We start from the raw sequence: 14,427 nt of genomic DNA, 5'->3' as shown, positions 1-14,427 counted from the left end.
GGTGCCGACGCAAAACGGCGGCCCCCACCAAATGATGGGGACCGCCGTCGTCATGCTGTTCAGGGCAATGCTGGTCTAGCGCAAGGCTATTCCAGCGCAGGCCCGGCGCTGTATCGCTACAGCCGGGAGGCTTAGAAGCCGCCCATGCCGCCCATGTCGTCGCCGCCGGCAGCCGGAGCGTTCTTCTCGGGCTTGTCGGCAACTACGGCCTCGGTGGTCAGGAAGAGACCAGCGATGGAAGCAGCGTTCTGGAGAGCCGAGCGGGTGACCTTTACGGGGTCGTTGACGCCGGCAGCCAGAAGGTCTTCGTAGACGCCCGTGGCAGCGTTCAGGCCGTGGCCCGAAGGCAGGCCGCGAACCTTGTCCACCACAACGCCCGGCTCGAGGCCAGCGTTGAAAGCGATCTGCTTCAGCGGTGCGTCAATGGCAACCTTGACGATGTTGGCACCGGTTGCTTCGTCACCCTCAAGGTTGAGGTTGGCGAATGCCTTGGCGCCTGCCTGGATGAGGGCTACGCCGCCACCGGCAACGATGCCTTCTTCAACAGCAGCCTTTGCGTTGCGGACTGCGTCCTCAATGCGGTGCTTGCGTTCCTTGAGCTCAACTTCGGTTGCGGCACCGGCCTTGATGACTGCAACGCCGCCGGCCAGTTTGGCCAGGCGTTCCTGCAGCTTCTCGCGGTCGTAGTCGGAGTCGGAGTTTTCGATCTCGGCGCGGATCTGGGCCACACGGCCTGCGATCTGCTCGGCGTCGCCGGCACCTTCAACGATGGTGGTCTCGTCCTTGGTGACAACAACCTTGCGGGCGGTGCCGAGGAGTTCCAGGCCAGCGTTTTCGAGCTTGAGGCCAACTTCTTCGGAGATGACCTGGCCACCGGTGAGGATGGCGATGTCGGCCAGCTGTGCCTTGCGGCGGTCACCGAAGCCCGGAGCCTTGACGGCAACGGACTTGAAGGTGCCACGGATCTTGTTGACGATCAGGGTGGCCAGGGCCTCGCCCTCGATGTCTTCGGCGATGATCAGCAGCGGCTTGTTGGACTGCATGACCTTCTCCAGAACCGTGACGAGTTCCTTCACGTTGGAGATCTTGGAGTTGACGATCAGGATGTACGGGTCTTCGAGGACCGTTTCCTGGCGCTCTGCGTCGGTGACGAAGTAAGCGGAGATGTAACCCTTGTCGAAGCGCATGCCTTCGGTGAGTTCGAGCTCCAGGCCAAAGGTGTTGGATTCCTCGACCGTGATGACGCCTTCCTTGCCCACCTTGTCCAGGGCTTCGGCGATGAGGCTGCCGATTTCCGGGTCACCGGCGGAGATGGAAGCCGTAGCTGCGATCTCTTCCTTGGTCTCGATCTCCTTGGCGGAGGCCAGCAGTTCGCTGATGACTGCCTCAACAGCCTTCTCGATGCCGCGCTTGAGGGACAGCGGATCGGCACCGGCGGCTACGTTGCGCAGGCCTTCCTTCACCAGTGCCTGGGCGAGAACGGTTGCAGTGGTAGTACCGTCGCCAGCGACGTCATCCGTCTTCTTGGCAACTTCCTTGACCAGTTCTGCACCGATCTTCTCGTAAGGATCGTCCAGCTCGATCTCCTTGGCGATGGAAACACCATCGTTGGTGATCGTGGGGGCGCCCCACTTCTTTTCGAGGACGACGTTGCGTCCACGCGGGCCGAGGGTGACCTTGACGGCGTCGGCGAGGATGTTCAGGCCCCGCTCGAGGCCGCGGCGTGCCTCTTCATCAAATGCAATGATCTTGGCCATAACGGCGGTAGTCCTTTCGGGACAGTCGTTAAGAAGGTACCTGTCAGATGGGGTGCCCGCGACGGACGGTTCTTTGCTTGCGGCCTATGTATGCCCCGCGCTCCGAACCTCACCCCACCAAGGTGTTTCTTGATCCTCCGCGGGTTCACTACCTGTCCGCCGCCGGGGTTAACCGGGCCGGACTTAGCAGTCGAACCGTAGGAGTGCTAAATCAATAATTAGCACTCGGCCGGGGAGAGTGCAAGCAGAGATTGCACTTTGCGCTATAAACAAAGTGGTTTCAGCCATGGGCTGACGGGAAGAGGTGTGAAGGTCGCGTTCGATCTGCGCGACCTCGAACAGCGCGACCCCAAACTATGCGACGCGGACACCTTCGGCTTGCGGACCCTTCTGGCCCTCCCCCAGTTCGAACTCAACGCGCTGGCCTTCTTCGAGGGCGCGGAAGCCATCCATCTGGATGGCGGACCAATGCACAAAGACGTCGTCGCCGGATTCATCCACAGTGATGAAGCCGTAGCCTTTTTCGGCGTTGAACCATTTAACGGTTCCCAAAGCCATGATGCCCACACTTTCGCAGTAGCCAAGACCGGTTGCCGGGATCTCCGTACCGGAATCAATCCACTGTAACCACTGTCACCATCACCGCGCTGCCGCGGAGGGGCAGGGCACCGCTTTTGTTATTGAGGCTTAACCGAGTTGGAGCTTTGACGCCCTAGATCGGGCGTGATCCTTACTGGAAGCCCGGGCCGGCCACAACCACCAGCGGCTGTTGGACCTCAGGCGTTTCCACAATGGTTTGAATGCCCAGCAAGGTTCCCAGGGCCTCGGCGTTCGCCTTTTGCGCGGGAGCGTTGTAGAAGATCACGGACGTCTGCTGCGGCAGTCCGCCCCAGTTACCAACCGTGCTCAACGCCCAGCCGTCACCCTGAACGAGACCTGCCACGCGCCCGGCCAAGCCGGCGGTTCCAGCGCCGTTGTACACAGCTACCGGAGTGGTCTTGTCCACAGGAGCCGAGGAAGGAGTCGCTGAAGGAGATTCCGATGGCGTTGGTTCGGCACTGGGTTCGCTGCTGGGTTCGCTGGAAACGGAGGGCGCGCTACTGGATTCAGTTGGTGCAGCTGACGGTGCCGTCGATGTCTGCTGGGGTGCCGGCGTCGTGACGTTTGATGCAGCGCCCGGCGCTACGAGGCCAAGGTTGGGGAGGATCAGGAAGGCCACCAGTCCGAGCACCAAGGCCACTGCCCCAACTGTCAGGACCGGCCACAGAGTGGGGCGCGGGGTCTCTTGGGCGTCTCGATGAACGCCCTGGCGGGACGTGTTCTGCGGAACCTGATCGAATTCGTCCTTGGCATATTTGGTCATGGTGAAGCCGTGTCCTTGCTGGTTGCTGCTGACAGATCTGCCTGGCGATTTACGCGTCGGACCCCAGGCGACGTGCAGTCCTCGCACGCTGGCGGGACGTACGTAGTCTACGCAGTCTCTTGACGAGCATGGGATCGTGGGCCAACGCGTCCTCGGTATCGATCAGAGCGTTCAGGATCTGATAATAGTGTGTGGCGGAGAGGTCGAACAGCTCACGGATAGCCTGTTCCTTGGCCCCGGCATACTTCCACCACTGCCGTTCCAGCGCCAGCATCTGCTGGTCCCGCTCGCTCAACGGAGAGTCACTGCGGGTCTCGGCCGCGAGGTCCTCGAGCGCGAAACCTGTAGCCTGCGACGCCATCGGTTCCGGTGCTGGTTCTGCCACGGCACACTCCTTCGACGCTTGTTGGGGGTAAATGTCCTACCCCCATGTTACGGGCGAATAACAACGCTGTCATTCGGCAGGCCAACGCCGCGCGGGAGACAATGGTGCGGTGACTGGCGAGGATGCACTCTTTGATCTTGAACCTGCCGACGCGGCCCACCCGGGCTTCGCCGCGCTCTGTGAGCTGCCGCTCGAAGAGCTGGTGGCTCCCGACTGGGCGGACGCACTACGTCCGGTGGAAGGCCAACTCCGTGAAACTCTGAGCTTCGTGTCCAGCCAATCCTCCAGCGGGGCTCAGGTTCTTCCTGCGGCCAAGAACCTGCTGCGCGCCTTCAAACAGCCGCTGGCAGACGTCAAGGTCTTGATTCTCGGCCAGGACCCGTACCCCACGCCGGGCCACGCAGTCGGACTCTCCTTCGCGGTTTCCCGCCCAACGCGCCCCATCCCGCGAAGCCTCGCAAACATCTACCGCGAACTCCACGACGACCTCGGACTGCCACCCCGGGTGCACGGCGATCTCAGCGCCTGGACCGAACAGGGCGTCCTGCTCCTGAACCGCGTCCTCAGCGTCGAAGCGGGAAAAGCCGGCTCCCACCGCGGCAAGGGGTGGGAGGCCATCACGACGGCGGCCGTCACCGCCGTCGCCAGCCGGACCGATGGCGCGGGGCGCCGGAGCCCGCTGGTTGCGGTCCTGTGGGGCAAGGACGCCGAGGGCGTCGTGCCCCTGCTGGGCGGTGCGCCCTCGATTGTCTCGGTCCATCCAAGCCCGCTCTCGGCGTCGCGGGGCTTCTTCGGCTCGAAGCCCTTCAGTCGGACCAACGAACTTCTCATGGGTCTGGGCGCGGAGCCCGTCAATTGGGAATTGCCTGTTCTGTAATGTCACGACGGTTGTAACCTTCGCCTCATACTCAGCGGGCGCGCAGGTAATTAGCTTAGGCTTACCTACATGACTGCACTCCCCGTCACTTCGTCCGCTTCACGCAAAACCCGTCCGCAGGTCAACCTGACCGTCCTGCGCAACGAGCGCCTGTCCCCGCACATGGTGCGGATCGTGGCCGGAGGACCCGGATTCAGCGACTACGCGAACAACGAATTTGTGGACCGCTACGTCAAGATCGTTTTTCCCCAACCCGGCGTCGAGTACGAACTCCCGCTGGATTTGTGGGTCACCCGCGACACCATGCCCCGCGAGCAGTGGCCCCACACCCGGACCTACACCATCCGCTGGGTGGACTTGGAAGCTCAGGAACTGGCCATCGACTTTGTGGTCCACGGCGACGAAGGGCTTGCCGGCCCGTGGGCTGCCGCCGCGAAGCCCGGCGACTCCATGATCTTCACGGGTCCGGGCGGCGCCTACAACCCGGCACCTGACGCGGATTGGTACTTGTTCGCCGGTGACGACGCCGCCATACCTGCCATCGCGGCCTGTGTTGAGGCACTTGCTGCCGATGCCCGTGGCACTGTCTTCCTTGAAGTGGATAACGAGGACGACATTCTTCCGATTTCCGCGCCCGCTGGCGTGGAACTGCACTGGCTGCTCCGCAATGGCGTTCAAGCGGGGTCCAGCGACCTGCTTCTTGAGGCACTACGGAACACCGAATGGCTGCCCGGACGCGTGGATGTCTTCGCCCACGGCGAGCGGGGCTACATGAAGGGACTCCGTGAGATCTTCTTCGTGCAGCGCGGCTTGGAACGTTCGCAGGTATCGCTCTCCGGATACTGGGCGCAAGGTCGCGTAGAGGAAGTCTTCCAGGCTGAGAAGAAGCTCCCCGTCGGTCAGATCTAGATTCAGTCCAGATCCATTCTTAAAGCCGAACGGCGCCGCCTCAAGGCAGCGCCGTTCGGCTTTTGTGGTTAACGCCTGCGTACCCGGCGCCGTTCATTGCTGGACAGCCCCTTCGTGAGCGGCCTGGCCAGGTTGTCGCCCAGCACAATGCCCGCCGCCACTCCCAGCACAATGGCGCCGGCGTTGAGCATGCCTCCGGCGCCGAGCAAGATGTTGCCCCCTTCAACCGTGAGGGCGTACATAGAACGGAAGATCGTCAGTCCGGGCAGCAGGATCAGCGCGGCGGGAACAGCCACGACAAGCTGCGGCGCCCCGAGTTTGAGCGCCACCACGCGGCCCAACAAGCCGATGACCACTGCAGCGACAGCCGGGGACAAACGGTCGCCGAGGCCGGCTTGGCCAACCCCCCACAAGACGAAGAAGCCCACTATGCCCACTGCCGCCGTCGGGACCAGCAACCGCATTTGAGTCTGCTCGGTGACGCCGATGGCCACCACCGCGACAGCGATAAGGAATGCCTGGATCCAGAGGGGGTACGCGTCGGGGAAGGTCTGCGTGACATCCAGGACGGCGCTGCCCATGAGCGTTCCCACGACGACGGCAACGCCGATACCTGCCACGATCGCACCGAACGTCAGCGCTGTGGAAAGAAAGCGGCCCGCCGCCGTTACTGGGAAGCCGTTGATCGCGTCTTGAACAGACGAGACAAGTCGACCCGTTGGCAGCAGCAGCAGGATTCCGCCGGCAACCACAATGGAAGGAGCAATGTCCACACCCGCCCATCGCAGCATCAGGGCAATAAAGGTAACCAGGAACGCGCACGCCATGGTGTTGAAGAAGTCCGCTGTGCGCCACCGTGCGAGCTGCCGTGAGAGCAGGCTGATCAGGATATTGGAGCAGAAGGCAACCGCCGACGCGCCCAGTCCCCCACCCAGTACGCCCACAAATACCGCCGAGAAAATACCGAACGCTATGGTGACCATCCACCGGGGAAACGGTTTGGCGCTTCGGATGATCTCGTTCAACCTGCGCACGGCTTCATCGCGGCCCACTCCCCCGGCCACGATATCCGTGACCAGCTGATGCACCTGAGCAAGGCCGGCGTAGTTGTTGGTCCAGGAACGCACCACACGCAGCAGCGTGATGGGAGTTTGATCCTTCGGCGCGTAGTTGATGGCCACCGACTGGTTGGTGATGTCCACTTCAACATTCTTCAGGCCAAGGGCTGCTGTGACCGCAATCATGCTGGTTTCAACCTCAAGGGCGCCTGCACCGTAGCGGAACATGACTTCAGCCAGATGCAGGGCGAAGTCAATGGTCTTGCGAGCCGAGGCGTCCACACCCACCACTTGAATGGTGGGGTTGGCATAGGGACTTCCGGCCAACCGGTCCACGATGTTCATGGGTGCGGTGGGCGGGCTGTCGCCTTGAACCAGACGCATCAGCATGCGTTTGGCATTAACGTTCTGCCGGACCTGGGACGGCCGCAACGGCTGGGTTTTGGGCAACCCGTCGGTATGGGGCCTGTTGGCGGACCCGTCGGGGCGTTCAGTCACGCGGTGATCCTCCCTTGGCTTGTGTGATTAGCGATTCCTCCGAAATTTTCCTACTACCGGCAATTTCTCAAGGGGCAATCGTCCCAGAATTGTCTGGGCGGCCCCTGCGAGCTTCCTGACCGTGCGGTACCCGTGGAAAATGACGGGGTTCACGGGTGCTGCGAAATCGCCCACCAACTGAACTACCTCGCCGCCGAAGCCCTTCTTGAATTCGTATCCGCCGTGGCCGGTCTCATCCTGGCCTTGGATGCCGAAGGTGCCGTAGAAGTTGTAGCGCGAGTAGCCGTTGTTCAAGGCGTGCAACATCATGCCCCAGTACAGGGAGGTGGCACCGTTGAAGTAGATGTAGTCCTGCACGGTACCGCCGATGACGCACACCAGTTCGTCTCCGGAGCACGCAAAGTGAATGGCTGCCACGGTGGCGACACCCACGGAATCCGGGAAACGTTCAATGTCCTTGAGGCTGCGCTCGTAACTGTCCACGAGGTCCTGGACCACTTTGACGCGGTTGGCCTTCTTTTTGCTGCCGGTCTCCTCGACCTCGCGCTTCAGATCCGCCAGGGTTTTGGATTCGGCGTCCAGGCGTTCCGTGATGGAGGCCCGGTACTCAGGAATGTTGATCTTGGCCATCATGAGCTTGGTGAACTCATCGGAGGTGTTCCGGAGGAGTTGCTCGTAGTACTCACGTTCGCGGTACGTGAAGCCCTTCTCGTCTCCGGCGGTGCTGAGCGCGTTGTAGAAGTCATCCAGCGTTTCCAGCGTGGCCTGTTCCAGGTAGACGCCGTTCTTCTCGGCTTTACGGATGGCCTTGCGGGTGCGGTAGTTCATACCCATGATGAGCTCTTCAGAATCAGCGATCCCGTCGAGCTGCTTGATGAACATCCAGTTGATGTTGGCGAAGTTCATGTCGAAGCCCTGGTGCTTGAAGCCCAGGCCTTCGAGCTCCTTCAGCAACGGTCGGTTGTCCTCAACCTCGGGGTGCTCGGCGCCTTCTTCGTCCCGTGCGATGTACCGGATGTTGGGTGAGATACGCAGCTCGGCAGCCTTCTTCGAGGCCGCGTGCTTCTTCAACTGCTCGACGACGAAGCGAACCACTGCGGGGTCGCTGTAGTCCATCAGTGGTCCCTTGGCGCAGTCAGCGGTCTTGTACCCCACACGGTTGGACGTATACACGAGCTTTCCCGCAGCGATAAGGCTGCCGCCGCGAGTCACACCGAAGAGCTCTACTTCCTGTCCACGGGCGCGCTGGAAGCGCGTGAGATCCAGGGACTGAATAAAGCTGCCCTGCGGGTGTCCCTTGGCGAATGTCTCGAAATCAGCGTCACTGAGAATCACGAAATCCATGGCGGTTCCAGCCTCAATCGGAGTCAAAGAAATTTCCTCACCTAAAAGTAGATTGCACCCGTTGGTGGCCGGGGCGGGCCTGAAGTTGGCTTGCTGGCTGCGGGTGGCCGTCAGTAGAACTGACCACCGGTACGCATGGTTTCGAGTCGACGGAAAATGCGTTCAGCACCTTTGATCCACAGCTTGTAGCGGAATGGCTCCACCACGTGGTCGTAACAGCCCACGAAATCCGTCACGGTCTTGGTAAAGCTGGTTTTGAAAGATCCCAGGCCATACAGCGGGTGGGTTTTGTCCTTGATGTGTGCTGCCGGCGGAGTCCCGCAGAAGTCGTACTCCACACATCCAAGCTCTTGCATGCGCTGGATTGCTGCCCACTGTGCCAAGTGCGAGTCCCCGTACTGCTTGCGGTTCTGGGTGGAACCGCCATCCTTGTACGTCGCTTTGGAGCCGTAATTGATGACGAAAGCACCAACACTTGGTGCGCCGTCCTCATATACGAAGAAGAAGTGGCCCTGCCCTCGGCTGCAGAACTCTTCCCAGAACTTGGAGTAGTAGTCGTAGCTTCGCAGCGGCATGGCACCTTTAGCGTCCATGGTGTTCCGCATGAGGGCGTAGAGCTTGCGGTAGCTGTCTTCGCCCGGCTCAGCCTCCAGGACCCCGCACCCCTCACGCTCCGCCCTGCGGACAGCGTTACGGGCACGTGAGGAAATACTGCGCAGGACCTCGTTGGACGGGGCCGAGATGTCCAGGATGGCCGTGGAGTCGTTCGACTGAATGTTGGGCGCCTTCACCAGGCCGGCGGCTTTGAACTGTGCCGCGGCTTCAGCGGAAGCCACCACATCCGGTTCGATTTTGATGGTGAAGACGTTCATCTTCTTCTCACGGGCCAGGGTGGCTACTGCCTTCAGGGCAGGCTGGACGTCGCTGACATCCACTACGTCCGGGCCCTTGATGAGGTACCAGAGCCGACCCAGAATGGGGAACTTCTTCTCCAAGAGCAGGTTGTAACTGGAGTACTCCTGAGTCTCGATGACGAGCCTCCGCGCCAGCCAGCCGTTGCCGTCCTTGACTGCGGCATAGGCGTCCGACTGAAGCATGTTGCCGCCATTCGGATTCGCCGTGACGTGCTTGTCCCAGTTATCGATTTCCTCGGCGGTGGCAAAGCGGGCGGTAAATTCTCGCAAGGTGGCCGTGTCCAATCTCAGGGTTTTGGTGCAGTGTTCAAAAGCGTAGTGCGCATGCGGACATGCAGCCCCAAGTCTATCGGGGTATGTGGATATCGCCCGATTCTGCTGGTTTACCGGGGGCTTAGAGCTTGATCTGGTCCGTGTTCTCCAGTTTGATTGCCTTCAGTGCCACGCCAGATTCCAGCTGTCCACTCACCAAGCGGTCTGCGCTGATCAGCCTGCTGAGGCTGAGCCCGGTCAAGTCCGCAATCTGCCCAATAGGTACTTGGAACGTCCTGAACGGTCCCAGTGGGGGTGGCTCACCTTCGAGGAGTCGCTGGCTGACCGCCTTCTTCAGCTCCACTTTGCCCAGCATGGGTGATTGGTCCAGGACGAAGCCGACGGCGGCCAGCTTGGCGTCGTTGGTCCAGGCCGCGATCTTCCAAAACTTTCGAGGGATCTTAACACCCCGATATATGGGGTCGTCGTCGAGGAACACCGGGCCCGTGAACACGCTCAGCTTTGCGTCATAAGCGTCGGCGTGGCCAAGAACATGGTCTTCGAGGCCTACCCACAGTTCCTTGCCTTGATTGAAGTCATCAATCTGTGGTGCCGCGTTGGTGTAGCTAAAGGTGTCCTGGTTGGCTTTCTTCGCCGTTGTTGCGTCTCCCCAGACCGGATCCAGGCGCCTGACCAGGTGGCCGCGATCAAACGCATTGTTCTTGTAGAGGTCCGGGCCAGCCTGCTGCTCCCGGGGGATTCTGTCATCCACATGCCATGACCCCTCACGGGCCAGGGGCACCAGTTCCTTGCCGTTGATGTTCACCCCCACAATGGCCGCGAGCTTCCGGGCAACCCGGAACCGCACGGAGAAGTGGGTGTAATCCAAAAGTGTCGTCGTTGCCTGCGGACTGGGCAGTTCAAGCCGTGCCCGCAGAAAGTCCCTGCTGTATCCCCCGCTCATGGATACAGCATGACATCAGGGACTGACAGTAAGAGGGCGTCGGGCCTTTCGCCGCTCAAGAAGCGCCAACACAATGCCCACCAGTGGTCCGGCGACAGGAGCCACAAACGCCAGGAACACCAATGCAATCCGAACTCCGGTTGAGAACGATTTCGTGCTGAGTACCAGAATCAGGGCAGCCACAACCAGGAGAACTGCGGCTGCCCCGGCTCCCACTACCGCGGCCTCCCAGGCCGTGGGAATTATGGGATTTACTTCATCATTCATGTGTTCCCCCAAGAGACATGCTGTGAAGGAATCAGCCTACCGGGCTTAGCATTCGACGACGTTGACGGCCAGGCCGCCCATCGCGGTTTCCTTGTACTTAGTGGACATGTCCTTGCCCGTCTCACGCATCGTCACGATCACCTCATCCAACGACACCCGATGCGTCCCATCACCCCACAACGCCATCTTCGTAGCATTAATCGCCTTCGCCGCCGCGATCGCATTCCGCTCAATACACGGAATCTGCACCAACCCCCCGATCGGATCACACGTCAACCCCAGATTATGCTCCATCGCGATCTCCGCAGCATTCTCCACCTGACCCGGCGTACCACCCATCACCTCAGCCAACCCAGCAGCAGCCATCGACGACGCCGACCCCACCTCACCCTGACACCCCACCTCAGCACCCGAAATGGACGCCTGCTCCTTATACAACACACCCACAGCACCCGCCGCGAGCAAAAACTTCACCACCACATCATCGCGATCCTGCTGCGTGGCCTTGTCCATCCCCGGAGCGTAGTTCAACGCGTAATACAACACCGCCGGAATAATCCCCGCCGCACCATTCGTCGGCGCCGTCACCACCCGCCCACCAGTGGCGTTCTCCTCATTGACCGCCAACGCGATCAGGTTCACCCACTCCTGCCAATACTTCGGATCGTTCCGGTCCTTGTCCTCCTTCAGGAGCCGCTCCAACCAATCAGGTGCACGACGACGAACCCGCAAACCACCCGGCAACACACCCTCACGCTTCAACGAGGTCTCAACACAGGCCTCCATCACCGACCAAATATGCAACAAACCCTCACGGATCTCCGCCTCAGACCGGGACGCCCGCTCATTGATGAACATGATGTCGCTGATCCCCAACCCCTTGGACGCGCACCGGCCCAACAACTCCGCCGCCGTCCTAAACGGCAACGGCAACTCCTTCTTCGACTCCTCAAGATCCTCAAGAGCCGCGTCTTCCTCACCCTCCCGGACAATAAACCCACCACCCACCGAAAAGAACGTCGCCTCCCGCAGCACGTTCCCCTCAGCATCACTGACAGCAAACTTCATCCCATTGGTATGCCGCGGCAACACCGTCAACGGATGCAGAACCATGTCCTCCACCGCATACGGCAACTCCACGCCCTTGCCGGAAGCGCCAGCAAGGTTCAGCAGACCCGTCTCCGCGATCGCCGCGAGCCGCTCCTCCACCTCGTCAGGCAGAATCAACTCGGGGTGGTACCCCTCCAAGCCCAGCAACGTAGCCGTCATGGTCCCGTGGCCACGTCCCGTCGCAGCCAACGACCCATACAGATCAACGCGCAAAGACGCCACCGAACCCAGGACACCAGCGTCCTTCAGCTCACCAGCAAACACCGCCCCAGCACGCATCGGCCCCACAGTATGAGAACTCGACGGACCAATACCCACAGAGAACAGATCGAAAACACCAACAGCCATGGTCGGGATCCCTTAATACAGCTTGAAACGGTCCGGCAGATGGTCCTGCCGGATGGCCTCCACCGCTTGTGGCGGTAGGCGACCGAAGCACGACGCCGGATGGCCCCCAAAGGCGGCAACCCGGCGTCGCAATACTATTCAGTTCTACAATCCCACGCTACGCCTTGTGGGCCGGTGCTGCCTGCGAGAGTTCGGGCCCGTTGGGCCGACCTCCTCCGCGGGCTCGGTCGCCCAAAACGGGGCTTAGCTGCCGGACATGCCGTGCGCACGGCACATCCCGCAGCCAACCCCCGAATCGGACTGGCGCTACCCGTGGCGTCCGGATGCTGGCCCCTTGGGACCGGCGTCCGGCAGCGACCGTCTAAGGGAGCTTCGCGTCCGCCCAGCGGGCGCCCAAGCGACCGAGGTCGCAGAGGATGTCGGCCCCTCGGGCCATGTCCGCTCGGGATCGGACTTTAGGCGAGGTCTCCGCCATTCTTGGAGGCGTATTCCTCGGCCGAGAGCAGCGGGCCCTCGGACTCGGCGGCAACCTTGAACAGCCAGCCAGCGCCGTAGGGATCGTTGTTGATCAGTGCGGGGTCGGAAACAACGGCGTCGTTGATCTCGGTGACCTCACCGGTAACCGGCGAGTATAGGTCAGAGACGGATTTGGTGGACTCAACTTCGCCGCAGGTCTCGCCTGCAGTCACAGAAGAACCAACCTCGGGCAGGTCAACGTACACAATGTCACCCAGTGCGTCGGTGGCAACCTCGGAGATACCAACGGACACGGAGTTCCCGTCTCCGCGTGAAACCCACTCGTGCTCGTCGGAGTACTGAAGTTCGGGCGCTACTTTGGGCATTCTGTTTCCTTTACGTGTAGTGGCTACATCTAATTGTGTCGTGTCTGGGCCGTGAGCGTGGCTGATTCGCGGGCGTGGGGCACCGAATTCCTCCGCGTGCTGCGCCCCACCGCTGCCCTAACCTCGCAAGCTCGGTCAGGGAACCCTGGCGGTGTGGGCCCACTCCGTCGCTTTGACGCACACTTCCGGAATCCGCTCCCCCACCGCACGGCCACGCGAGTCAGACCTTCGGAACTACGCGGGCCCCTTCGGGTACGGTATCCGGAAGCGGGCGTCCAAGGGAGCATCGCGTCCGCTCAGCGGGCGCCAATGCGACCGAGCCCGCGGAGGATGCAGGACCCGACGGGCTTTTGGGCGACCCGTCGGGTACGGCTCCGGCTTACTTTTGGCGCTTGTAGAACGGCAGCGCGACGACTTCGAACGGCTCGCTCTTACCGCGGAGGTCAATGTCCAGCGCCGTTCCCAGCTCTGAGTGTTCGACGTCGACATACGCCAACGCTACCGGGTAGCCGAGCGTGGGGCTGGGCTGACCGGACGTGACTTCGCCAATCACTGCGCCGTCTTTGAGGACAGGGTAGTGTCCACGCCCGGCGCGGCGACCCAGGCCTTTAAGGCCAACGAGTTTGCGTCCGCTAGTGGAGCCGGCGCCGTCGGCTTTGAGGGCAGTGAGTGCCTCTTTGCCGACGAAGTCGCTTTCCTTGGAGAGTGCCACCACGGGTCCGAGTCCTGCTGAGAAGGGGTTGCCTTCGCGGGAGAGTTCATTGCCGTAGAGGGGCATGCCGGCTTCGAGGCGGAGTGAGTCGCGGCAAGCAAGGCCGGCGGGGGTGAGTTCGCCTTCTTCTGCTGCGTCGGCGATTGCTTGCCAGAGAGCTGCTGCGGACTCGTTGGCTACGAAGATCTCGAAGCCGTCTTCTCCGGTGTACCCCGTGCGGGCCAGCAGCAGGTCCTGGGTGCCGTCGTCGAATGTGAACGGAACATCAACCGCCGCGTAGTACTTGAGTTCAGTGACCAGTGCGTGCTGTTCGGCGGGCACAAGACGGAGCAGGATCGCTTCGGCAAGCGGGCCCTGGACAGCAATCAGCGAGGTGTCAGCGGACGCGTCGTCAACAACGACGCCGAAGCCGGCCGCGCGCTCCAGAAGAGCCGCAGCTACAACCGCAGCGTTGCCGGCGTTGGGCACCACCAGGAACTTGTCGGCGCCTTCTTCGGTAGAGGGGCGACGGTAGACGATGAGGTCATCGATGATGCCGCCGTCTTCCTGGCAGATCAGCGAGTACTTGGCTTTGCCGATGGCCATGGCGGAGATCTTGCCCACCAAGGCGTAATCGAGGAACGCGGCAGCTTCCGGACCGTTGACCCAGACTTCGCCCATGTGGGAGAGATCGAACAGGCCGGCGGACTTGCGGACGGCGTGGTGCTCGGCCAACTCGGACGAGTACTTGAGCGGCATCTGCCAGCCGCCGAAGTCGGTGAAGGAGGCACCGAGTTTCTTGTGCTCTTCGTAAAGTGCTGTGTAGTTCTCAGTCATTTCTGCGGACC

14 protein-coding genes are annotated in these 14,427 nt (G+C 61.5%); 2 read left to right on the top strand and 12 right to left on the bottom strand.

Going from position 1 to position 14,427, the window contains the following annotated elements; all coding sequences use genetic code 11:
* Window positions 1–131 precede the first annotated feature (131 nt).
* The 4 genes from groL to CQ020_RS08865 all read right to left on the bottom strand — a co-directional run bounded on the left by groL (window position 132) and on the right by CQ020_RS08865 (window position 3,505).
* Window positions 132–1,757 (bottom strand): chaperonin GroEL, encoded by a 1,626-nt coding sequence (gene groL, locus CQ020_RS08880; RefSeq protein ID WP_024819790.1) that lies wholly within the window; start codon window positions 1,755–1,757, stop codon window positions 132–134.
* Window positions 1,758–2,111: 354 nt separating this feature from the next.
* Entirely contained in the window at window positions 2,112–2,315 is a 204-nt protein-coding gene (locus tag CQ020_RS08875; protein WP_011773737.1) for a cold-shock protein, read from the bottom strand.
* A 172-nt stretch (window positions 2,316–2,487) separates the two neighbouring features.
* Window positions 2,488–3,120 (bottom strand): LytR C-terminal domain-containing protein, encoded by a 633-nt coding sequence (locus tag CQ020_RS08870; protein WP_105691518.1) that lies wholly within the window; start codon window positions 3,118–3,120, stop codon window positions 2,488–2,490.
* A gap of 49 nt (window positions 3,121–3,169) precedes the next feature.
* Window positions 3,170–3,505, bottom strand: coding sequence for a DUF3263 domain-containing protein (locus tag CQ020_RS08865; protein WP_024819788.1), 336 nt, complete (start codon window positions 3,503–3,505; stop codon window positions 3,170–3,172).
* 109 nt (window positions 3,506–3,614) lie between these two features.
* Here CQ020_RS08865 and CQ020_RS08860 point away from each other — a divergent pair, with 109 nt between their 5' ends.
* Window positions 3,615–4,382, top strand: coding sequence for a uracil-DNA glycosylase (locus tag CQ020_RS08860; protein WP_105691517.1), 768 nt, complete (start codon window positions 3,615–3,617; stop codon window positions 4,380–4,382).
* 69 nt (window positions 4,383–4,451) lie between these two features.
* On the top strand, window positions 4,452–5,291 hold the full coding sequence (locus tag CQ020_RS08855; protein ID WP_105691516.1) for a siderophore-interacting protein: 840 nt from the start codon (window positions 4,452–4,454) through the stop codon (window positions 5,289–5,291).
* A 68-nt stretch (window positions 5,292–5,359) separates the two neighbouring features.
* Here the strand turns inward: CQ020_RS08855 and CQ020_RS08850 are convergent, their stop codons facing one another.
* The 8 genes from CQ020_RS08850 to gcvT all read right to left on the bottom strand — a co-directional run bounded on the left by CQ020_RS08850 (window position 5,360) and on the right by gcvT (window position 14,416).
* Window positions 5,360–6,847 carry a threonine/serine exporter ThrE family protein gene (locus tag CQ020_RS08850; RefSeq protein WP_024819785.1) on the bottom strand — a complete coding sequence of 496 codons (1,488 nt, stop codon included), beginning with the start codon at window positions 6,845–6,847 and terminating at the stop codon, window positions 5,360–5,362.
* 27 nt (window positions 6,848–6,874) lie between these two features.
* Complete coding sequence (locus CQ020_RS08845; protein WP_105691647.1) at window positions 6,875–8,191, bottom strand: peptidoglycan bridge formation glycyltransferase FemA/FemB family protein; 1,317 nt, start codon at window positions 8,189–8,191, stop codon at window positions 6,875–6,877.
* 110 nt (window positions 8,192–8,301) lie between these two features.
* Window positions 8,302–9,390 carry a peptidoglycan bridge formation glycyltransferase FemA/FemB family protein gene (locus CQ020_RS08840; protein WP_105568124.1) on the bottom strand — a complete coding sequence of 363 codons (1,089 nt, stop codon included), beginning with the start codon at window positions 9,388–9,390 and terminating at the stop codon, window positions 8,302–8,304.
* 109 nt (window positions 9,391–9,499) lie between these two features.
* Window positions 9,500–10,321: a DNA/RNA non-specific endonuclease gene (locus CQ020_RS08835; protein WP_105691515.1), complete on the bottom strand. Its 822-nt coding sequence runs from the start codon at window positions 10,319–10,321 to the stop codon at window positions 9,500–9,502.
* A 15-nt stretch (window positions 10,322–10,336) separates the two neighbouring features.
* On the bottom strand, window positions 10,337–10,588 hold the full coding sequence (locus CQ020_RS08830) for a hypothetical protein (RefSeq protein WP_105691514.1): 252 nt from the start codon (window positions 10,586–10,588) through the stop codon (window positions 10,337–10,339).
* 45 nt (window positions 10,589–10,633) lie between these two features.
* Window positions 10,634–12,046, bottom strand: a complete 1,413-nt coding sequence (locus tag CQ020_RS08825; protein WP_105691513.1) for an L-serine ammonia-lyase — start codon at window positions 12,044–12,046, stop codon at window positions 10,634–10,636.
* 455 nt (window positions 12,047–12,501) lie between these two features.
* The gene (gcvH, locus tag CQ020_RS08820; protein ID WP_105691512.1) at window positions 12,502–12,888 is read right to left on the bottom strand and encodes a glycine cleavage system protein GcvH; all 387 of its coding nucleotides are present in this window, start codon (window positions 12,886–12,888) and stop codon (window positions 12,502–12,504) included.
* Between the two features lie 379 nt (window positions 12,889–13,267).
* Window positions 13,268–14,416 carry a glycine cleavage system aminomethyltransferase GcvT gene (gene gcvT, locus CQ020_RS08815; protein WP_105691511.1) on the bottom strand — a complete coding sequence of 383 codons (1,149 nt, stop codon included), beginning with the start codon at window positions 14,414–14,416 and terminating at the stop codon, window positions 13,268–13,270.
* Window positions 14,417–14,427 lie beyond the last annotated feature (11 nt).

The organism is Arthrobacter sp. MYb23, from assembly GCF_002979775.1.
In the GTDB taxonomy this organism is placed as follows: Bacteria; Actinomycetota; Actinomycetes; order Actinomycetales; family Micrococcaceae; genus Arthrobacter.
This window is presented reverse-complemented; position numbering and strand designations above follow the sequence as displayed.

What these genes read in the sequence shown, in the direction of transcription:
- groL (WP_024819790.1), bottom strand. Translation starts at nt 1,757, where the DNA reads ATGGCCAAGATCATTGCATTTGATGAAGAGGCACGCCGCGGCCTCGAG.
- CQ020_RS08875 (WP_011773737.1), bottom strand. Translation starts at nt 2,315, where the DNA reads ATGGCTTTGGGAACCGTTAAATGGTTCAACGCCGAAAAAGGCTACGGC.
- CQ020_RS08870 (WP_105691518.1), bottom strand. Translation starts at nt 3,120, where the DNA reads ATGACCAAATATGCCAAGGACGAATTCGATCAGGTTCCGCAGAACACG.
- CQ020_RS08855 (WP_105691516.1), top strand. Translation starts at nt 4,452, where the DNA reads ATGACTGCACTCCCCGTCACTTCGTCCGCTTCACGCAAAACCCGTCCG.
- CQ020_RS08845 (WP_105691647.1), bottom strand. Translation starts at nt 8,191, where the DNA reads ATGGATTTCGTGATTCTCAGTGACGCTGATTTCGAGACATTCGCCAAG.
- CQ020_RS08835 (WP_105691515.1), bottom strand. Translation starts at nt 10,321, where the DNA reads ATGAGCGGGGGATACAGCAGGGACTTTCTGCGGGCACGGCTTGAACTG.
- CQ020_RS08830 (WP_105691514.1), bottom strand. Translation starts at nt 10,588, where the DNA reads ATGAATGATGAAGTAAATCCCATAATTCCCACGGCCTGGGAGGCCGCG.
- CQ020_RS08825 (WP_105691513.1), bottom strand. Translation starts at nt 12,046, where the DNA reads ATGGCTGTTGGTGTTTTCGATCTGTTCTCTGTGGGTATTGGTCCGTCG.
- gcvH (WP_105691512.1), bottom strand. Translation starts at nt 12,888, where the DNA reads ATGCCCAAAGTAGCGCCCGAACTTCAGTACTCCGACGAGCACGAGTGG.
- gcvT (WP_105691511.1), bottom strand. Translation starts at nt 14,416, where the DNA reads ATGACTGAGAACTACACAGCACTTTACGAAGAGCACAAGAAACTCGGT.